The sequence below is a fragment of the Thermomonas carbonis genome, from assembly GCF_014396975.1.
Classification (GTDB): Bacteria; Pseudomonadota; Gammaproteobacteria; order Xanthomonadales; family Xanthomonadaceae; genus Thermomonas; species Thermomonas carbonis.
Map to the genome: position 1 here is coordinate 1917159 of NZ_CP060719.1, position 18554 is coordinate 1935712.

Genomic DNA, 18554 nt, shown 5'->3' on the forward strand with positions numbered 1-18554 from the left:
GGCGCTGGCTTGCCGGGTAGCATCCGCGCGCTGTCAACCGCGCCGGCATCCGCGCGTTCCCGACCCTTTCCGGACTCCATCCCCCGCATGAACCAGACTCGTCGTCGTCCTGCTTTTCCCCTGCGCAAGCTGGGCATTGCCTGCATCGTCATCGCCATCGCGGCAGGCGGCTGGTATGTCTGGAGCAAGCGCGGGCAGTCGGCCGATGGCGGCTATCGCACCGAGACCGTGCAGCGCGGCGACGTGCGCGTGGCGATTTCCTCGACCGGCACGCTGAGCGCGATTTCCACGGTGACCGTGGGCAGCCAGGTGTCCGGCCAGATCACCGAAGTGATGGTCGACTTCAACGACCGGGTGACCAAGGGCCAGGTGCTGGCGACGATCGATGCCTCGACCTACCGGGCGCAGATCGAGCAGGGCTCCGCGCAGATCGCCAGCGCGCAGGCGTCGTTGCGGCAGGCACAGGCCGGCCTGCGCAACGCGCAGCTGGACTACAACCGCAAGGCCGATCTTGGCCGCCAGCAACTGGTGAGCAAGAGCGACGTCGACCTTGCGCGTTCCTCGCTGGAACAGGCGCAGGCGCAGGTGAATTCGGCCCAGGCGCAGATCCGCCAGCAGACCGCATCGACCCAGACCACCCGGGTCAACCTGTCGCGCACGGTGATCCGCTCGCCGGTGGACGGCGTGGTCCTGACCCGGACCATCGAGCCCGGCCAGACCGTGGCCGCCAGCCTGTCCGCGCCGGAACTGTTCACCATCGCCGAGGACCTGGCGAAGATGAAGATCGAGCTGGCGGTGGACGAATCCGACATCGGCCAAGTCAAGGTGGGCCAGGCGGTCAGCTTCAGCGCCGACGCCTTCCCCGATCGCCAGTTCAAGGGCGTGGTCGACCAGGTGCGGCTGTCGGCCACGACCGCGAGCAACGTGGTCACCTATCCGGTGGTGGTCACCGTGGACAACAGCGACGGCACCTTGCTGCCGGGCCTGACCGTCAATGCCGAGATCGAAGTCAGCAAGCGCAGCGATGTGCTGAAACTCGCGAACGCAGCGCTGCGCTTCAAGCCGGCCGAGGGCTCGCCGCTGGCGGCGCTGCAGGGTGCCGGGCCGGGCCAGGGTGCGCCGCAGGGTGGCGGCCGCGGTGGCGCGGGCATGAGCGAAGACCTGCAGGCCTTGGCCGCAACGCTCGACCTGAAGCCGGAACAGCAGGCTGCGTTCGATGCCGCGCTCGAGCAGATGCAGCAGCGCCAGGCCGAGCGCATGGCGCAAGCACCGGCGGCACAAGGCCAGCAGGGCGGCAACCGCATGTTCGGTGGCGGCCCGCCGCGCACCGGTGGAAACCGCGGCGGCGGCGATGCCAGCATGCAGGCGCAGATGCGTGCGCGCATGCGCGACCGCTTCAACCAGCAGTTCGCCGCGTTCCGCGACACCCTGGACGACAGCCAGCGCGCGAAGTGGGATGGCGCCCGCGACGCCCAGCTGACGGCCAAGCGGGTGACCATCTACAAGCTGGTCGACGGCAAGCCGCAGTTGGCGATGGTACGGTTGGGCGCCAGCGATGGCAGCGCCACCGAGATCTCCGGACGCGACATTGCCGAGGGCGACCTGGTCATCGCGGGCGAGCAGTCGGCGACGGAGAGCAAGTGATGGCCGTTGCGGTGGCCGACGCGGCGGTGCCTGTCATCCGCACGCAGGGCCTGAGCAAGATCTACTCCGCCGGCACCGAGGCGGAAGTGGCGGCGTTGCGCGGCGTGGATCTGATCATCAATCGCGGCGAATTCGTCGCGATCATGGGCCCGTCCGGTTCCGGCAAGTCGACCCTGATGAACCTGATCGGCTGCCTGGACACACCCAGCGATGGCCAATACTTCTGCGATGGCGTGGATGTGTCAACGCTCGACAAGGAAGAACTGGCGACGCTGCGTCGCGACAAGATCGGCTTCGTGTTCCAGGGCTTCCACCTGCTGACGCGGATGGACGCCACCGACAACGTGGCGATGCCGCTGGGTTATGCACGTATTCCGTCGGCGGAACGCAGGCAATTGGCGCGCGCGGCGCTGGCATCGGTCGGCCTGGCGGAGCGCGCCGGGCATCGACCGAACGAATTGTCCGGCGGCCAGCAACAACGCGTGGCGATTGCCCGTGCGCTGGTCAACAACCCGCCGATCTTGCTGGCGGACGAACCCACCGGCGCGCTGGATAGCAAGACCGGCGAGGAAATCCTGGCCCTGTTCAAGCGCCTGCGCGACGACGGCCACACGGTCATCCTGATCACCCATGACGCCCACGTGGCCGCGCACGCGGACCGTACCTTCGTGATGCGCGATGGCGAATTGCACGCACAAACCGACGCGGAGGCCGCGGCATGACCTTCCTCGACATCCTGCGCACCGCGTTCTTCGCCCTGCGCGGCAACTGGATGCGCAGCGCGCTGACCTCGCTGGGTGTGATCATCGGGATCGCGGCGGTGATCGTGATGGTCTCGATCGGCCAGGGCACCCAGGCCGAAATCGACAAGATGGTGTCCGGCCTTGGTTCGCAGCGGCTGGACATCGGTAGTTCGGGTGGCATGGGGCCGGGCGGCGCACGCGTGGCCCAAGGCAGCCGCTGGAGCCTCAATGACGGCGACGTCGAAGCGATCCGCAACGAAGTGCCGACGGCGCAGTACGCCTCCGGCTCGCTGCGCGGCGGCACCCAGGTGGTGTTCGCCGAAAACAATGCCTCCACCCAGTGGCAGGGCGTGCAGGCGGACTGGTTCGCGATCAACGACTGGAAGGTGGCGCTGGGCGACGGGTTCGATGCCAGCGATTATGGCGGCAGCGCCAAGCCGGTGATCCTGGGCGAAACGGTGCGCACGACCCTGTTCGGCGAAGAAGACCCGATCGGCCAGACCGTGCGCTTGGGGCGGGTGCCGTTCACCGTGGTCGGCGTGCTCGGGGCGAAAGGTCAGGGCGGCTTCGGCCAGGATCAGGACGACATGGTGGTGGTGCCGCTGGAAACCGCGCGCCGTCGGCTGTCCAATTCGCAGTCGATGCCGCCGGGTGCAGTGCAGGCGATTTCGGTGGGCGTGGACGATGCCAGGAACCTGGCCAGCGCGCAGGCCGAGATCGAAGCCCTGCTGCGCCAGCGCCACAAGATCGAGCCGGGCGCGGAAGACGACTTCGCAGTGCGCAACATCAGCCAGATCGTGGCCACCCGCACCGCCACCACCAACCTGATGTCGAAGCTGCTCGGCGCGGTCGCCGGCATCTGCCTGATCATCGGGGGCATCGGCATCATGAACATCATGCTGGTCTCGGTGACCGAGCGGATCCGCGAGATCGGCCTGCGCATGGCGGTCGGTGCCGGTCCGGGCGACGTGCAGAAGCAGTTCCTGGCCGAAGCCATGCTGATCTCGCTGATCGGCGGGGTGATCGGGATCGCCATCGGCGTGGTCGGCGCGCTGGTGGTCGGCAAGCTGGGCGACCTGCCGGTCGAGCTGAACGCCAAGGTGGTGATGCTGGCGGCGGCGTTTTCGGTCGGGACGGGCCTGTTCTTCGGCTACTACCCGGCGCGCAAGGCGTCCCAGCTGGATCCCATCGAGGCCCTGCGATCGCAATAGAGGCCTCTCCGACCCGACACGCCCGGCAGAGGCGGCGATAACGGGGCTTGTGGCAAAATCCGCGGGTCGGCACGACCGACCCACCGGATGCCGCACGCATATGTCCAACATCGATCAGGCCATGCCGTCCGCAACCATCGCGCATGGCTGACTTTTACGGGCATTTGCCGCGTGGTCCCGCCGGGATCATGCGCGCGGCGATCTGGTCGCTGCAGGGGCTGCGCGCGGCCTGGCTGCACGAATCCTCGTTCCGGCTGGAAGTCTGCCTGTTCGTGGTGCTCGGCCCGCTGGGCTGGTTCCTGGGCGAAACCGGGGTGGAGCGCGCGCTGCTGATCGGCAGTTGCCTGCTGGTGATGGCGATGGAACTGATGAACTCCTCGATGGAGGCGGTGATCGAGCGCTACGGCGCCGAACGCCACGAGCTGGCCGGGCGCGCCAAGGACATGGGATCCGCGGCGGTGTTCGTGCTGATGATGAACGTGCTGCTGGTGTGGGCGCTGATCCTGGCCCCGCGCTACCTGTAATCCACGCGCACCGCGCGTCAAGACGAGAATCGAATGGACCTGAGTTTCCTGGCGTCACCCGATGCATGGCTCACCCTGGTGACCCTGAGCGCACTGGAAATCGTGCTCGGCATCGACAACCTGGTGTTCATCTCGATCGCGGTGGCGCGCCTGCCGGAAGCGCAGCGCCCGCTGGCGCGCAAGATCGGCATCGCCGTGGCCTGCATCACCCGGATCCTGCTGCTGGTGATGCTCGCTTTCCTGGCGACGATGGAGCAGGACCTGTTCACCCTGTTCGGCATGGGCATCTCGATCCGCGACATCGTGCTGATCGTCGGCGGCGCCTTCCTGCTGGTGAAGGGCACGCTGGAAATCCGCGATCTTATCGGCGGCGGCGAGGACGAGGATCCGCGCACCACCAAGTCGTCCTCGGTGTTCTGGGTGGTGATCGCGCAGATCGCGGTGATCGACATCGTGTTCTCGCTGGATTCGGTGATCACCGCAGTCGGCATCGCCCAGCACATCCCGATCATGGTCTTCGCGATCCTGCTGGCGGTGGCGATCATGCTGCTGGCGGCCAATCCGCTGGGCAAGTTCATCGACGACAACCCAACCGTGAAGATGCTGGCGCTGGCCTTCATCCTGCTGGTCGGCGCGGTGCTGATCCTGGATGGCCTGGGCACCCACGTGCCGAAGCCGTACATCTACTTCGCGATGGCGTTCTCGGTGATGGTCGAGTGGCTGAACCTGCTGATGCGCCGCAAGGCCGCAGCGCATCACGTGCCCGGTGCCGGCGAATGGTGAGGATCGAGGTTTCCACGTCGGCTTAACCCCATTTGCCCGTCACTAGCCGTTACACCGTGTCCTCGTCGTTCCAGGAGCTTCCCATGCGTGGTTTCTCGCTCGTCCGCGGCGCGCTTCTCGCGCTGGTCGTGGTCCTGCTCAGTGGTTGCGGCTACAACCAGATCCAGTCCAAGGACGAGGCGGCCAAGGCCGGCTGGTCGGAAGTGCTCAACCAGTACAAGCGCCGCGCCGACCTGATCCCGAACCTGGTCGCCACCGTGAAGGGCTACGCCGCGCACGAAGCGCAGGTGCTGACCGCGGTGACCGAGGCGCGCGCCAAGGTCGGCCAGATCAACGTGAATGCCGATGACGCAGCATCGCTTGCGCAGTACCAGGCGGCACAGGGCGAACTCAGCCAGGCGCTCGGTCGGTTGATGATGGTGAGCGAGGCGTACCCGAACCTGAAGGCCGACCAGCAGTTCATCGGCCTGCAGACCCAGCTGGAAGGCACCGAGAACCGCGTCACCGTCGCCCGCGGCCGCTACATCCAGCTGGTGCAGGACTACAACACCTACATCCGCCAGTTCCCGGTCAACCTGACCGCGATGATCTTCGGCTACAAGCCGAAGCCGAACTTCACCGTGGAGAACGAAGCGCAGATCCAGGACGCGCCAGCGGTGGATTTCGGCGCGCCGCCGCCCCCGCCGGTCGCCCCGCCAGCAACCGAAGTGCCGCCGGGCGTCGTCAATCCGCCGCAGCCCGCATCGCCACCCGTGCAGGGTGGAAATGCCCCGCAGGAAGCACCGACGTCCTGAACCCGGGACGCTGGCGATGTCGCCGATGAACGCTTGGTTGTCCGACCGACGCATCGCAATGGCGGTGTCCGTGCGGTCGTGGGCCGCATCGTTGATGCTGTTGCTTGCGCTGTGCGTATTGCCGGCATGGGCGCAATCTCCATCGAAGATCCCCGCCTTCGATTCGCCGGTGGTCGACACCACCGGCACGCTGGATGCCGCCACCCGCCGGCAGCTTGAGCAACAGGCACTGGCCCTGCAGCAACGCAAGGGCAGCCAACTGCAGGTGCTGATGATCCCCAGCACCCAGCCCGAGGACATCGAGTCCTACGCGGTGCGCGCATTCGAGTCGTTCAAGCTTGGCCGCGAGGGCGTGGACGATGGCGTATTGCTGGTCGTCGCCAAGGACGACCGCAAGGTGCGCATCGAGGTCGGCTACGGGCTGGAAGGCGCGATCCCCGACATCGCCGCCGGTCGGGTGATCCAGGAATACATGGTGCCGAAATTCCGCCAGAACGATTACGCCGGCGGTGTGGTGGATGCCACTGCGCAACTGGTCAGGCTGATCGATGGCGAGCCGTTGCCAGAGCCGGTGGCGGACAACCCGACTGGCGAGGAGCGTGGCGGCACCTGGGTGTTTGCGCTGTTTGTCGCTTTCGTGGTCGGTCAGTTCGCGCGGGCGTTCTTCGGGCGCCTGCCGGCGGGTATCCGTGCGCTGTTCGGTGGCGGCGCCAGTGGTGCGGGGGCTTGGCTGGTGTCGTCGGCCGTGCTGGTCGGCGGGATCGGTGCGGTGATCGGGTTTTTCCTCGGCCTGGCCTCGGGGGCGGTGGAGGCGGCGGTGGCGGTCGTTATGCCCGCCATCACGGTTGGGGTGGATATTCGGGCGGTGGTGGTGGTTGGGGCGGTGGAAGCTCCGGCGGCGGTTGGTCGGGTGGCGGCGGCATGTCTGGAGGCGGTGGCGCCTCGGGAGGGTGGTGATGGTCGGCATCCTCAAGCGACTGTTCACCCATCTGTTCACCGCCGATGCGCGAGGCCGTTTCCCGCCGGCGACGATGGAACGCATCGCCGCGGCGATCGACATCGGCGAGACCTGCCACAGCGGCGAACTCTGCTTCGCGGTGGAAACATCGCTGCACTGGCGCGATGTGTTGCGCGGCATGCCCGCCCGTGCCCGCGCCGAGGACGCCTTCGCCAGGCTGCGGGTCTGGGACACTGCGGCCAACAACGGCGTGCTGATCTACCTGTTGCTGGCAGAAAAACGCATCGAGATCGTCGCCGATCGCGGCCTCGCGCCATTCGTGAGCGCCGAGCAATGGCGCGGCGTCTGCGTGCTGATGGAAGAGCGCCTGCGCGCCGGCGAATTCGCCGATGGCGTGGTCGCCGGGATCGAGGCTGCCGGAGACCTGCTGGCCGTGCATTTCCCGCAGGAACCCGGCATGCCGGACGAAGACGAACTGCCGGATCAGCCCGTTTTCCTCTGATCCCCGCACCACATGCTTGGACAATCAATCGCGATGGCGAGACCGTCGGGCGACTCGCGCAGCGGTATTTCGAGCCGCGTAGCGAACGCCCGGCGGTAGGCGACATCGCAGCGAAAACCCGCTTCTGCGGCACAATAGGCGCATGCCTTACTTACACCAGATCGACCCCATCGCCCTCGACCTCGGGACATGGAACCTGCCGCTGCTGGGCAGCGTGCACCCGCAAGTCCACTGGTACGGCGTGATGTACTTGCTGGGCTTCCTCGTGGCCTGGTGGCTGGGCCGCCGGCGCATCCGCGCCGGTCGCCTGCCGGGCGTGGACGAGAACGGCTTCGGCGACCTGATGTTCTACGCGATGCTCGGCGTGGTGCTGGGCGGACGCATCGGCTACATCCTGTTCTACGACTTCGCCAGCTTTGCCGCCAGTCCGATGATGGTCTTCCGGGTCTGGGAAGGCGGGATGAGCTTCCACGGGGGGCTGCTGGGCGTGCTCGCCGCGGGTGCATGGTGGTCGCGCCGGCAACGCCTTCATTTCTTCGACACCGTGGATTTCGTCGCCCCGCTGGTGCCCGCCGGGCTTGGCTTTGGCCGTGTGGGCAACTGGATCGGCGGCGAGCTGTGGGGCAAGCCGACGCAGGGCACTGCGTTCGATGGCTGGGGCGTGGTGTTTCCGCGCTCGCTGCCGGAACCGTTCGCCTCGATGGATGCGGCCACGCTGAAGCAGCAGTTCGATGCCGGCATCATCGACACCTTCGCCCGCCATCCCTCGCAGCTGTACCAGGCCACGCTGGAAGGTTTGGTCATGTTCGCCGTGCTGGTCTGGTATTCGCGCAAGCCGCGTCCGCGCTATGCGGTTTCCGGCGTGTTTGCGCTGCTGTATGGATGCTTCCGCATCCTGGTCGAATTCGTGCGTGAGCCGGATGCGCAGCTGGAATACCTGGCCTTCGGCTGGCTGACGATGGGCCAGTTGCTGAGCCTGCCGTTGATCCTGCTGGGCCTGTTCCTGTGCTGGAAGTCGCACACCTCACCCACGTTGCAACCACAACCCGTGGATGCGGCGAAGTGACGCGCTGAGCCATGCGCCAATACCTCGACTTGCTCCGCCACGTGCTGGAACACGGCACCGAGAAAGCGGATCGCACCGGCACCGGCACGCGCAGCGTGTTCGGCTGGCAGATGCGCTTCGACTTGAACCAAGGCTTCCCGCTGGTCACCACCAAGAAACTGCACCTGCGCGCGATCATCCACGAGCTGCTGTGGTTCCTGCAGGGCGACACCAACATCGCCTACCTGAAGGACAACAAGGTCTCGATCTGGGACGAGTGGGCGGACGCGAATGGCGAGCTGGGCCCGGTCTACGGCAAGCAGTGGCGCAGTTGGGAAGGCGCGGACGGCAAGACGGTCGACCAGATCGCCTGGCTGGTCGACGAGATCAAGCGCAATCCGGATTCGCGCCGCCTGATCGTCAGTGCATGGAACGTGGCTGACCTGTCGAAGATGGCGCTGATGCCCTGCCACTCCCTGTTCCAGTTCTACGTCGCCCCTTCGACAGGCTCAGGGCAGGCTCCCGGCAAGCTCAGCTGCCAGTTGTACCAGCGCAGCGGCGACATCTTCCTCGGTGTGCCGTTCAACATCGCCAGTTATGCGCTGCTCACCCACATGGTGGCGCAGGTGTGCGGGCTGGGCGTGGGAGATTTCGTCCACACCCTGGGCGACGCGCATCTGTATTCGAATCATTTCGACCAGGCGCGCGAACAGTTGTCGCGCAGCCCGCGGCCGCTGCCCACGCTGGCGCTCAATCCCGAAGTGCGCGACATCTTCGGTTTCCGCTTCGAGGACATCGCCATCGAAGGCTACGATCCTTTGCCGGCGATCAAGGCGCCGGTCGCGGTCTAGGATGGTCGTGCAGGATCGGACCACGATCCGTGCTTGCCGATTGCTATCGGCAACGCTGCTGGCCGTTTCCTTGCAGGCATGCGGGGCTTATCAAGCCTCGACGACAGAGCCGCCTCCGGCGGCCGCTGCGCAAGCCGTACCTCCTCCGGCGCAACCGCTTGTGTTCCCGCCGGGAAGACCGCCGACGCGATTCGATCCGTCGACCAGTGATGCCTGGGTGTGGAGAAAGGTGGAGGCCCGCGAAATGCGCGGCGCAGCCAGCGCACGCGCCGCCGTGGAAGGCTTCTACCGGATGCATGTTGCTCGCAGTGCATCGGGCATTCCGGACGGCAAAGACATCGACGCCTACCGACGATGGCTGTCCGCGAGCATCGTGCAGGGCTTCGCCCTAGGCGCATTGGAGCGCGACAAGGCCATCGCTGAGAACCCCGACATGAAGCCGCCCTATATCGAGGGCGACATGTTCTCCAGCTTGTTCGAGGGCCTGACCTCGTTCGAAGTGCTGCCGCAGGCGGAGCAATCGGGCGAACGTGCCACGTTTGCGATGCGGTTTTCCTACAAGGATCGCTCGGGGCAGTCCGACTGGACGGACCGAGTCGTCGTCATTCGCGAAGACGGACGGTGGGTGGTCGATGATGTTCTTTACGGCGGCGACTGGGGCTTCGCGGCGCAGGGCAGCTTGTCGACGTCGCTGCCTGCGGAGGAGGGCAAGTGAGGCGGTTCACCGGTACCGCAAGGAGTGCACTCGTGCTCAGCCTGATCGCCGCGCTGGATCGCGACTTCGCCATCGGCAAGGGCAACGCGTTGCCTTGGCACCTGCCGGATGACCTCAAGCGCTTCAAGGCGCTGACCCTCGGCAAGCCGATCCTGATGGGCCGCAAGACCGCCGAATCGCTGGGCCGGGCGCTGCCGAAGCGACGCAACCTGGTGCTGACCCGCGCGGGCCGCGTGCCGTTCGATGGCATGCAGGCGGTGGCGTCCCTCGATGAAGCGCTTGCCATCGCCGCACGCGATGGCGACGAACTTTGCGTGATCGGCGGCGGCGAGATTTATGCGCTGGCCCTGCCGCATGCGACGCAGCTGCATCTGACCCATGTCGATGCACGGGTGGCCGATGCGGACGCGTTCTTCCCGCGTTTTGATGCAGGCGAATGGTGCGAAGTCGCGCGGGTCGCGCATCCCGCCGATGCGACGCATGCATTCGCGTTCGATTTCGTGGATTACCTGCGCGCAACCGCCACCGGCTGACCTTGCAGGCACGTTTTTCGCGTTCGCTCGGGCATCCCCGACTGACCCGGATCCCCATGCGCCTGTTGCCCGTCCTGCTTGTCTGCTCGATGTCCGCGGCGGTGGCCTGTTCCCGCTCGCCGGCACCGACCGCGACGCCCTCAGCCGAAGCCACCCCGGCGTTTGCAACGACGCCCGTCCCGGATGTGCAGGATCCGGCCGCGCCGCCCGTGGTGCCCAACCTGCTCTCGTTCGCCAACGGCACGATCATGCCGCTGCCGTTCGACGGCCTGCTGGTCACCGCGCCGATCCTGATGATCGACGGCTCCTCGATCCAGAACTGGGTCGGCGATGGCAAGCCGCAATCGTTCGTGTTCGAGCTGCCCGAAACCGCCACCATCCGTCGGCTGGAATTCGATGACGACACCTCGGGCATGGGTGGTGTCGACGCCGGAGTCAAGGACCTCACGGTGGAGGTCTCGTCGACGTCCGCGAAGGACGGCTTCCAGCCGATCTTTTCGGGCAGCCTGGCCAAAGGCGTGAACGGCCAGCGCTTCGACATCGCAAAACCCGTCGCAGGCCGCTGGCTGCGCGCGAACTTCACTTCCAATCACGGTGGCGAGTCCTACTCGCTGACCGAGATCCGCGCTTTCGGCGATGCGCCGGCCCCGGCCCTGGTCACCAGTGCCAGCGGCAGCTACACAACGGTTTGGGGCACCTGGCACATCACCCAGGCCGGTACCCCGATCAATGGCTGCTTCCAGCCGGCCGGGCTGTCCAGCTCGCCAGCGACGTTCGCAGGCGGCATTGAGGGCAACATCGCACGCATCCGCTACATCGAAACCGACGATGCCGGCACGCCACGCGAGCCGAAGGCGATGCTGCTGGTGTTCGCCCGCGACGGCCAGCGCTTCTTCACCGCCGGCGTGGACGGCGAAAGCCTGTCCGACTATGCCGAGGTGAAGCGCATCGCCGCCGAACCCGCGGCCTGTCCCGGGCGTGCCGCCGGGACGCCGGCTACCGCGATGGCGGACACGCTGGCGAAGGACGGGCGGGTGGCGGTGTACGGCATCAACTTCGATTTCAATTCGGCGACCTTGCGTCCCGAATCGACCGCGGTGCTGGAGCAGGTCGCCGGTCTGTTGCGCGATGAACCGGCGCTGCGCATCACCATCGAAGGGCATACCGACGATGTCGGCGGCGCTGCCTACAACGACGCGCTGTCCGGCAAGCGCGCGAATGCGGTGAAGGACTGGCTGGTCGTCGCGGGCACAGACGGTGCCCGGCTGGAGGCGGTGGGCAAGGGTGCCGGCTCGCCGGTGGCGACCAATGGCAACGATGTCGGGCGGGCGCAAAACCGGCGCGTGGAGTTGGCCAAGCGCTGAACACGCCCGACTGATCGCGCGAACGACTCAGGTCTGATCGCGGCGCTGCGCGCCCTGCGGCTTGTGCGGGCGATTGCCGTGCTTCGGGCGCGGCGGTCGCTGCTTGGGCGGCGGTGCGGGGACATCGCGGCCGGGCACCTGCACCACGTGCAGGGTCTCGGCATCCAGTTGCAGGGCGGTGAGCCTGCCGCCCCAGACCGCGCCGGTGTCCAGCGCGTGCACGCCCTGGCCGACGAACAGGCCCAGCGTGCTCCAGTGCCCGCTGACGATCTTCAGGTCGCGGGTGGCGCGTCCGGGCACCGAATACCACGGGTACAGACCGGGCGGCTGGGTGCCGGGTTCGCCCTTGTGCTCGAAGGCGATCCGCCCGCGCGGGCTGCAATAGCGCATGCGAGTGAAGATGTTGATGATCGCGCGATCGCGTTCTGCACCCCCCAGTCGCGGCGACCAGTCGGGGCCGTCACCGTACATGTTCTTCAGCACGCGCCGGAAGTTGTCGCCGCGCAGGCGGGACTCGACTTCGCGCGCATGTTTCTCCGCGAGCTGGGTGGTCCATTTCGGGGCCAGCCCTGCATGCACCATCATCCAGCCGAGTTCGCGGTCGACGTGCGCCAGTTCGCGCATCCGCAGCCAGTCGAGCAGCTCGCGGGCGTCTTCGGCGAACAGCACGCCCTGCAGGTCGGGGTTGACCTTGCGCTGTTCGTCCGGCGAACGTTCGCCGATCGCCAGCAGCGACAGGTCGTGGTTGCCCAGCACCACCTGGCTGACCTCGCGCAACGAATGCACCAGGCGCAGGGTTTCGATCGATTGCCCGCCGCGATTGACCAGATCGCCGCAGAACCAGATGCGGTCGACCGCCGGGTCGAAGCGGATCTTCTCCAGCAGGCGCTGGGTGACGTCGTAGCAACCCTGCAGGTCGCCGATTGCCCAGACAGCCATCGCGCGCCTCAGTGCAGCGTGCGCGGGATGGACAGGGTAAACGGCGGGATCGGCGCGGCGAAGCGGGTACCGTCGTCGGCCAGCACGTCGTAGCAGCCGCGCATGGTGCCGATGTCGGTTTCGAGTACCGCGCCGGAGGTGTATTCGAAGCCTTCGCCGGGACGCAGCCACGGTTGTTCGCCGACCACGCCTTCGCCCACGACTTCCTGCACCTTGCCGTTGCCGTCGGTGATCAGCCAGCGGCGGCCGAGCACTTGCGCGGGCACCTTGCCGTCGTTGCGGATGTGCACGGTGTAGGCGAACACGAAGCGGCCTTCCTCGGGCACGGATTGCTCGTCGAGGAAACGGGTGGCGACTTCGATGTCGAACTGGTAGTCGTTGTTGCTCATGCGCGCATTCTAGCGGCGATGCGCGCCGCGTCGCATGAAAGCAGGCTCAGGCGTCCGCAAGCAGGTTGGCCAGGCGCACGAAACCGGCAACCTCGATCTGTTCGGCGCGCGCATCCGCGCGCAGGCCGGCGGCCTCGATCGCGGCCACGTCGGCTACCCCGTTCAACGCATTGCGCAAGGTCTTGCGGCGCTGGCCGAAGGCCGCGCGCACCACGTTGGCGAAAACCCGGCGATCCGCCACATGAATCGACTCGGTGGGCATCGGCACCAGCCGCACCACCGCCGAATCCACTTTCGGTGCAGGCCGGAACGCGCCAGGCGGCACCACGAACAGCGGCGTCACCGTGCAGTAGGCCTGCAGCATCACGCTGAGGCGGCCGTACACCTTGCTGCCGGGGCCGGCGGCCATGCGCTCGACCACTTCCTTCTGCAGCATGAAATGCATGTCGCGGATCGCCGCGGCGTGGTCCAGCGCATGGAACAGGATCGGCGAGCTGAGGTTGTAGGGCAGGTTGCCGGCCAGCCGGATCTTCCCTTCGGCCGGCGCAAGCTCCGCGGTCAGCGCGCTGAAGTCCACCCCGAGGACGTCGCCCTCGATCAGGCGCAGCGCACCGTGCTCGCGCGCGGCGGCCTGCAGCGGGGCGTGCAGGTCGCGGTCGAATTCGATCGCGGTGATCACGCCGTGCCGCTTGAGCAAGGGGAAGGTCAGCGCGCCCTGGCCCGGGCCGATCTCGACCACGGCATCGCCCGGCTTCGGGTCGATCGCCTGCACGATCTTGTCGATCACGCTGCGGTCGTGCAGGAAGTTCTGGCCGAGGTGTTTTTTCGCCGGCTCGGTGAAACTGGTGCTCATGCGTGCATCCGGTGGCGTGCGAACTGCGTGCAGGTGCGGATCGCGGCGAACAGGCTGGAGGGGTCGGCCACGCCTTTGCCGGCCAGGTCCAGTGCAGTGCCATGGTCGACCGCCACCCGCGGATACGGCAGGCCCAGGGTGATGTTGACCGCGTTGGCGAAGTCGGCGTGCTTGAGTACCGGCAATCCCTGGTCGTGGTACATCGCCAGCACCGCATCGAAGCCGCGCAGCTTGCCGGGCAGGAACGCGGTGTCGGCAGGCAGCGGGCCGACCAGCGACAGGCCCTCGCTGCGCATGTGCTCGAGCGCGGGTTCGATGATGTCGAGTTCCTCACGTCCCAGATGCCCGTTCTCGCCCGCATGCGGATTGAGGCCGAGCACGGCGATGACCGGGGCGGCGATGCCGAATTGGTGGCGCAGCGCGGTATCGACAATGCGCAAGGTCGAGCTCAAGGCGTCGGCGGTGATCGCGTCGGCGACCGCGCGCAGCGGGATGTGCACGGTCTGCAGGGCGACTCGCATGCCGGGGTTGGCCAGCATCATCACCACCTGGCAGCTGGCCAGCGAGGCCAGCAGGCCGGTGGTGCCGGTGAAGGCGATGCCGCCCTGGTTGATCGCGGCCTTGTGCACCGGGCCGGTGACCAGGCCGTCGCAGGTGCCATCGAGGCACGCTTGGGCGGCACGGGTCATGGATTCGATCACCGAGGCAGCGTTCGCCGGCTCCGGTTGGCCGAACGCGGCAGCGACCGGGTGCGGGATCTCGACCAGTTCCAGGCTGCGCGACGAAGTGGGCATTTCGCCGCTGCGATGCAATGCGATCGGCAGGCGAAGGGCGCCAGCGGCGCGATGGAGGCTGGCGGCATCACCGTGGATCACCAGTTGCGCTTCCCAGTCGTGCTGGGCAGCCCGTACGACCAGTTCCGGGCCGATGCCCGCCGGTTCGCCGGGGACGAGCGCGAGCCGGGGCCGCATGTCGGCGCTGTCAGGTGCCGCTGGCGCTGCGTGCCTGCTGCTCGGGCGTCAGCGTCGTCTTTTGGGGCGTGTTTGGTGCTGCACCTTCCTGCACCGGGCTGGTCGATTTTCCTTCCGCGTTCCGCACGTCGACGAAGGCTTCGCCGCGCATCTCGCGCAGGAAACGGTTCCATTCCTCTTCCAGCTTGCGCCGGCCGATGGTTTCGCGGACCTGCGCGCGCTGGCTTTCATCAGCCGCGGCGACCTGGCGGCTGCCGATGCGTTGCACGATCACCCAACCGGCCTCGGTCTTGAACGGTGCCGAGGTCTGCCCGTCGGAAAGCGATGCAACCTGCATGCCGAAGTCGGTGCCGTAGGTGTCCGCGCCGAACCAGCCCATGTCGCCACCGCGGCGCTTGGTCGGCGCATCGTCGGAGGATTCGGCGGCCAGCTTGGCGAACTCGGCACCGCCGGTGATCCGCGCAGCCAGGGTCTCGGCCCGGGACTTGGCGGTGGCGTCGTCGGTCTTGTCGTCGACCTTGACCACGATCTGGCGCGCGGAGAACTGGGTCACCTGCTCGCCGCTGCCGGCTCCCACCGAACGGGTTTCGACCAGTTGCAGCAGCTGGAAGCCGCTGGGCCCGCGGATCGGGCCGATCACCTGGCCGGCCTGCATCTGCTGGATGGTCTGCGCGAACGCCGGCGGGATTTCGTTCAGACCGCGCCAGCCCAAGTCTCCACCTTCCAGCGCGTTCGGGCTGTCGGAATAGCGCACGGCCGCGGCGGCGAAGGTCATCTCGCCCTTGTCGATCAGCGCCTGCACGCCCTCGATCTTCTTCTGCGCAACCGCCAATTGCTCCGGCGTAGCACCATCGGGCGCGCCCACCAGGATATGGGCCAGGCGGAACTGCTGGCTGGCGGTCGCCGACGCCGTGGCCATGGCGGCGTCGACCTCGCCTTCGCTCACGTTGATGCGGCTCTGGGCGAAGCTCTGGCGGAGCTTCTGGGTGACGATTTCGTCGCGCAGGTTGTTGCGGAATTCGGCGAAGGACATGCCGTCCTGTGCGATCCGCTGACGCAACTGGTCGACGCTCATGCTGTTCTGCTCGGCCACGCCCTGCACCGCGCGCTCCAGTTCCTCGTCGCCGGCGTTGATGCCGGAATCGGTGGCGCGGGCAATCTGCAGGCGCATCAGCACCAGTCGTTCCAGCACCTGCCGTTCGAGCACATCGGCGGGCGGCAACTGGTTTTCCTTGCCGGCGTACTGGCCGCGGATGTTGGCGATGGCACGATCCAGCTCGCTGCGCAGGATCACGTCCTCGTTGACGACCGCGGCGATGCGGTCGAGCGGCTGGCTGCCGGCATAGGACTGCGCCTGCACGGTGCCGCCCAGCAGGAGGCTGGCAAGGGCGGCGGCAAGGAGGGTGCGCTTGGCGCGCTTGCTGAAAGCTGGGGTCATGGAAGGGTGTCTGCAGCGGAATCGGGCGGAGTGGGCTGGCCCGTGGCGGTCTGCGGCGGCACCAGATACAGGTCGTCGCGATTGTAGCCGAGGATGGATCGGCGCAAGGCGCGACGCGTGTCCTGGCCGGCGGAGCCAAGGCCCTTCAATTCGATCTCGAACATCAATGCGTTGCTGAGATCGCCGGCCCGATTGTGCACGTAGCGCCGGCCGACAAGCCGAACGGCGACACAACAGCTGTCCCATTGCACGCCGGCCATGGTCTCCATTGCCTTGTCGTCGTACAGCGAGTGGTAATAGCGGCCAACTACGCTCCAGCTGGCGCTGATCGGGTAGAGGAAGGCGACGTCCACCTGTTCCAGCAGCGAGCGGCGGTAGCGGTAGCCGACGTTGAACACGCCGTCGTCCGGCAGCAGGTAGCGCGCGCGCACGCTGGCCAGGTCGGTGCGGCTGAATTTCGGGTCCCACTGGTAGGACGCACCGATGGTCCAGCGATCCGTCGGCGCGTAGTTGGCGTCCGCCACCCATGCGGAGCGGCCCTTTTCGGTGATCGGCTCGCCCGGCAGGCGCACCCGCGACTCGTCGAAATAGCGGATCTGGCCGAGGCTGGCGGAGAAGCGCTCACGGCCGTCGGATTGACGAATCATGCGGGTGCTCACCGCCAGGGTCAGCTGGTGGGCGTCGGCTTGTCGGTCGGCACCGGAATAGCGGTTGTCGCGGAACAGCTGGCCCCAGCTGAAGGTCAGCGGCTGGGTGTCGAACTGCGGCATGTCGCTCTGGTCGGCGTACGGCACGTTCAGGTAGAACAGGCGCGGCTCGATGGTCTGCAGGTAGTGCTTGCCCTTGACCGTGGTGTCGCGGTCGAAGAACAAGCCGGCGTCCAGGCTGAGGATGGATTGCCCGCGCGACGGCGAACTGCTCCCTCCCGGCGCGCGTGCTCCCTCGTCGAGCGAATAGCCGGTGTAGCGATACGCCGCGGTCGGCCGCAGGAACCAGGAATTGCCTTCCAGCGGCAGGCTGATCCACGGCTTCAGGTCGATGCGCGAACCGGCATCGAAGGATTCGTGCTGGAAACGCACGGCTTCCGCGCCGATGCCGCCCACCAGCACGCCGGCCAACCGCTGTTCCCAGTTGACGTAGGCGCGCGGCAGTCGGCTGAACGGCAGCGCCGCTTCGGTGAGGGTGAAATCGGCCAGTTGCCAATGATCGGCGGTCACGCCGGCGTTCCATCCCTGGCCGCGTCCGTACACGCCGATGGCGCTGTAGGCGCTGGTCTGCGACAGCCCATCCAGACTGTTGCTGAAATCCTCGTAATAGCGCGAGTCGCTGATCCAGTTCAGGTTCGCCCGCGCCTGCCAGTGCGGCGTCAGGTTCTGGTAGGCCTGGTAGCGGATCAGGCTGCGGTCGCGGTCGCGCAGGTCGTCGTCCGGCATGTACGTGCCTTCCAGGACACCTTGGCCGCCTTCGACCAGGTAGCGGAACTGCGCACCCATCTGCACGCCGCGCGAGGTCATCAGGCGCGGGTTGAGGGTGACATCGTAGTTAGGTGCCAGGTTGAGGTAGATCGGCTGCCGGTAATCGAAGCCATTGCGGCTGGAATTGGAGATCGACGGGAACAGCAGGCCGGTGCGGCGGCGCTCGTCGGTGGGGAACATGAACCACGGCATGTACAGCACCGGCACCTTGCCGACCCGCAGGGTCGCGCCGCGGGCGACGGCCATGCCTTCTTCGGTATCGATGTCGATCTGGCGGGCGCGCAGTTCCCACTGGCGCGCGTCCGGCGGGCAGGTCGAGTAAGTGGCACCGCGCAGGGTGCCGAGCTCGCCGGCCAGGGTCACGCTGTCCGCCCCGCCGTTGCCGCGACGCGACAGCAACTGGTAGTCGAGATCGTGGATGACGTGGGTTTCGCTGCCCTGGTTGCCCTCGGCGCGGTCCGCGACCATGCGCAGGCCGGAGCCCTGGTAGCGGATGCTGCCTTCGGCGGTGTAACGGTCGGCTTCCTTGTCGAAGGTGATCTGGTCGGCACCCATGAACTGGTCGCCGCGGCGCATGGTCACGTTGCCCTGGAACACCGGGTTGGCTTCGGTGCCAGACAGCGCATCGCCTTCGATGTCGGTGGACTGGTCGGTGTTGTCGATGTGGATGCCTTCCGGCGTGGCCTGCGCTTCCACGAACGGCTTGACCACGTCCTGCACCGGGCACAAGCCCCAGTTCGGCGGATCGTCGGCGGCGTGGGCATGCAGGGAGAACGCGATGCACAGCGGCAGGGGCAGCAGGCGCAGGACTGGGCGCACGGG

At 67.1% G+C, this 18554-nt stretch carries 18 protein-coding genes and 1 pseudogene; 13 read left to right on the plus strand and 6 right to left on the minus strand.

Annotation, left to right across the window (positions count from 1 at the left end; all coding sequences use genetic code 11):
* The first annotated feature begins 87 nt into the window (after positions 1-87).
* The 13 genes and pseudogenes from H9L16_RS08700 (at position 88) to H9L16_RS08760 (ending at position 11667) form a co-directional block, all read left to right on the plus strand.
* A complete protein-coding gene (locus H9L16_RS08700; protein ID WP_187551345.1) occupies positions 88-1644 on the plus strand; it encodes an efflux RND transporter periplasmic adaptor subunit in 1557 nt (518 codons plus the stop codon).
* On the plus strand, positions 1644-2366 hold the full coding sequence (locus H9L16_RS08705) for an ABC transporter ATP-binding protein (protein WP_187551346.1): 723 nt from the start codon (positions 1644-1646) through the stop codon (positions 2364-2366). The genes H9L16_RS08700 and H9L16_RS08705 overlap by 1 nt, the downstream gene beginning before the upstream one ends.
* Positions 2363-3598 carry an ABC transporter permease gene (locus H9L16_RS08710; protein ID WP_187551347.1) on the plus strand — a complete coding sequence of 412 codons (1236 nt, stop codon included), beginning with the start codon at positions 2363-2365 and terminating at the stop codon, positions 3596-3598. The genes H9L16_RS08705 and H9L16_RS08710 overlap by 4 nt, the downstream gene beginning before the upstream one ends.
* A gap of 143 nt (positions 3599-3741) precedes the next feature.
* Entirely contained in the window at positions 3742-4122 is a 381-nt protein-coding gene (locus tag H9L16_RS08715) for a diacylglycerol kinase (RefSeq protein WP_187551348.1), read from the plus strand.
* 33 nt (positions 4123-4155) lie between these two features.
* Positions 4156-4905 (plus strand): TerC family protein, encoded by a 750-nt coding sequence (locus H9L16_RS08720; RefSeq protein ID WP_187551349.1) that lies wholly within the window; start codon positions 4156-4158, stop codon positions 4903-4905.
* A gap of 83 nt (positions 4906-4988) precedes the next feature.
* On the plus strand, positions 4989-5699 hold the full coding sequence (locus H9L16_RS08725; RefSeq protein WP_187551350.1) for a LemA family protein: 711 nt from the start codon (positions 4989-4991) through the stop codon (positions 5697-5699).
* Positions 5700-5757: 58 nt separating this feature from the next.
* Positions 5758-6656, plus strand: a pseudogene (locus H9L16_RS16330) (TPM domain-containing protein).
* The gene (locus tag H9L16_RS08735) at positions 6656-7159 is read left to right on the plus strand and encodes a TPM domain-containing protein (protein WP_187551351.1); all 504 of its coding nucleotides are present in this window, start codon (positions 6656-6658) and stop codon (positions 7157-7159) included. Before H9L16_RS16330 ends, H9L16_RS08735 begins: the two are co-directional and overlap by 1 nt.
* A gap of 142 nt (positions 7160-7301) precedes the next feature.
* Positions 7302-8225 carry a prolipoprotein diacylglyceryl transferase gene (gene lgt, locus H9L16_RS08740; RefSeq protein ID WP_187551352.1) on the plus strand — a complete coding sequence of 308 codons (924 nt, stop codon included), beginning with the start codon at positions 7302-7304 and terminating at the stop codon, positions 8223-8225.
* 11 nt (positions 8226-8236) lie between these two features.
* Positions 8237-9055 (plus strand): thymidylate synthase, encoded by an 819-nt coding sequence (locus tag H9L16_RS08745; RefSeq protein WP_187551353.1) that lies wholly within the window; start codon positions 8237-8239, stop codon positions 9053-9055.
* Between the two features lie 7 nt (positions 9056-9062).
* Positions 9063-9770 carry a YqhG/Tai3 family protein gene (locus H9L16_RS08750; protein ID WP_187551354.1) on the plus strand — a complete coding sequence of 236 codons (708 nt, stop codon included), beginning with the start codon at positions 9063-9065 and terminating at the stop codon, positions 9768-9770.
* 32 nt (positions 9771-9802) lie between these two features.
* On the plus strand, positions 9803-10303 hold the full coding sequence (locus H9L16_RS08755) for a dihydrofolate reductase (RefSeq protein WP_229796611.1): 501 nt from the start codon (positions 9803-9805) through the stop codon (positions 10301-10303).
* Between the two features lie 56 nt (positions 10304-10359).
* A complete protein-coding gene (locus H9L16_RS08760) occupies positions 10360-11667 on the plus strand; it encodes an OmpA family protein (RefSeq protein WP_187551356.1) in 1308 nt (435 codons plus the stop codon).
* Between the two features lie 27 nt (positions 11668-11694).
* Here H9L16_RS08760 and H9L16_RS08765 read toward each other — a convergent pair whose 3' ends face one another.
* The 6 genes from H9L16_RS08765 to lptD are packed head-to-tail and all read right to left on the minus strand — an operon-like array spanning position 11695 to position 18551.
* Positions 11695-12606: a symmetrical bis(5'-nucleosyl)-tetraphosphatase gene (locus H9L16_RS08765; RefSeq protein ID WP_187551357.1), complete on the minus strand. Its 912-nt coding sequence runs from the start codon at positions 12604-12606 to the stop codon at positions 11695-11697.
* Between the two features lie 8 nt (positions 12607-12614).
* The gene (gene apaG, locus H9L16_RS08770) at positions 12615-12995 is read right to left on the minus strand and encodes a Co2+/Mg2+ efflux protein ApaG (RefSeq protein WP_187551358.1); all 381 of its coding nucleotides are present in this window, start codon (positions 12993-12995) and stop codon (positions 12615-12617) included.
* Between the two features lie 46 nt (positions 12996-13041).
* Positions 13042-13848 carry a 16S rRNA (adenine(1518)-N(6)/adenine(1519)-N(6))-dimethyltransferase RsmA gene (gene rsmA, locus H9L16_RS08775; protein WP_187551359.1) on the minus strand — a complete coding sequence of 269 codons (807 nt, stop codon included), beginning with the start codon at positions 13846-13848 and terminating at the stop codon, positions 13042-13044.
* Positions 13845-14819, minus strand: coding sequence for a 4-hydroxythreonine-4-phosphate dehydrogenase PdxA (pdxA, locus tag H9L16_RS08780; protein ID WP_187551360.1), 975 nt, complete (start codon positions 14817-14819; stop codon positions 13845-13847). The genes rsmA and pdxA overlap by 4 nt, the downstream gene beginning before the upstream one ends.
* A 10-nt stretch (positions 14820-14829) precedes the next feature.
* On the minus strand, positions 14830-16257 hold the full coding sequence (locus tag H9L16_RS08785; RefSeq protein ID WP_187551361.1) for a peptidylprolyl isomerase: 1428 nt from the start codon (positions 16255-16257) through the stop codon (positions 14830-14832).
* On the minus strand, positions 16254-18551 hold the full coding sequence (gene lptD, locus H9L16_RS08790) for an LPS assembly protein LptD (RefSeq protein WP_229796610.1): 2298 nt from the start codon (positions 18549-18551) through the stop codon (positions 16254-16256). The genes H9L16_RS08785 and lptD overlap by 4 nt, the downstream gene beginning before the upstream one ends.
* Between the last annotated feature and the right edge of the window lie 3 nt (positions 18552-18554).

Bases quoted from the DNA above. Each gene is read 5' to 3' on its own strand.
- H9L16_RS08760 (WP_187551356.1), top strand. From the start codon at position 10,360: ATGCGCCTGTTGCCCGTCCTGCTTGTCTGCTCGATGTCCGCGGCGGTG.
- rsmA (WP_187551359.1), bottom strand. From the start codon at position 13,848: ATGAGCACCAGTTTCACCGAGCCGGCGAAAAAACACCTCGGCCAGAAC.
- pdxA (WP_187551360.1), bottom strand. From the start codon at position 14,819: ATGCGGCCCCGGCTCGCGCTCGTCCCCGGCGAACCGGCGGGCATCGGC.
- H9L16_RS08720 (WP_187551349.1), top strand. From the start codon at position 4,156: ATGGACCTGAGTTTCCTGGCGTCACCCGATGCATGGCTCACCCTGGTG.
- H9L16_RS08745 (WP_187551353.1), top strand. From the start codon at position 8,237: ATGCGCCAATACCTCGACTTGCTCCGCCACGTGCTGGAACACGGCACC.
- H9L16_RS08765 (WP_187551357.1), bottom strand. From the start codon at position 12,606: ATGGCTGTCTGGGCAATCGGCGACCTGCAGGGTTGCTACGACGTCACC.
- lgt (WP_187551352.1), top strand. From the start codon at position 7,302: ATGCCTTACTTACACCAGATCGACCCCATCGCCCTCGACCTCGGGACA.
- H9L16_RS08705 (WP_187551346.1), top strand. From the start codon at position 1,644: ATGGCCGTTGCGGTGGCCGACGCGGCGGTGCCTGTCATCCGCACGCAG.
- apaG (WP_187551358.1), bottom strand. From the start codon at position 12,995: ATGAGCAACAACGACTACCAGTTCGACATCGAAGTCGCCACCCGTTTC.
- H9L16_RS08735 (WP_187551351.1), top strand. From the start codon at position 6,656: ATGGTCGGCATCCTCAAGCGACTGTTCACCCATCTGTTCACCGCCGAT.
- H9L16_RS08710 (WP_187551347.1), top strand. From the start codon at position 2,363: ATGACCTTCCTCGACATCCTGCGCACCGCGTTCTTCGCCCTGCGCGGC.
- H9L16_RS08785 (WP_187551361.1), bottom strand. From the start codon at position 16,257: ATGACCCCAGCTTTCAGCAAGCGCGCCAAGCGCACCCTCCTTGCCGCC.
- H9L16_RS08700 (WP_187551345.1), top strand. From the start codon at position 88: ATGAACCAGACTCGTCGTCGTCCTGCTTTTCCCCTGCGCAAGCTGGGC.
- H9L16_RS08715 (WP_187551348.1), top strand. From the start codon at position 3,742: ATGGCTGACTTTTACGGGCATTTGCCGCGTGGTCCCGCCGGGATCATG.
- H9L16_RS08725 (WP_187551350.1), top strand. From the start codon at position 4,989: ATGCGTGGTTTCTCGCTCGTCCGCGGCGCGCTTCTCGCGCTGGTCGTG.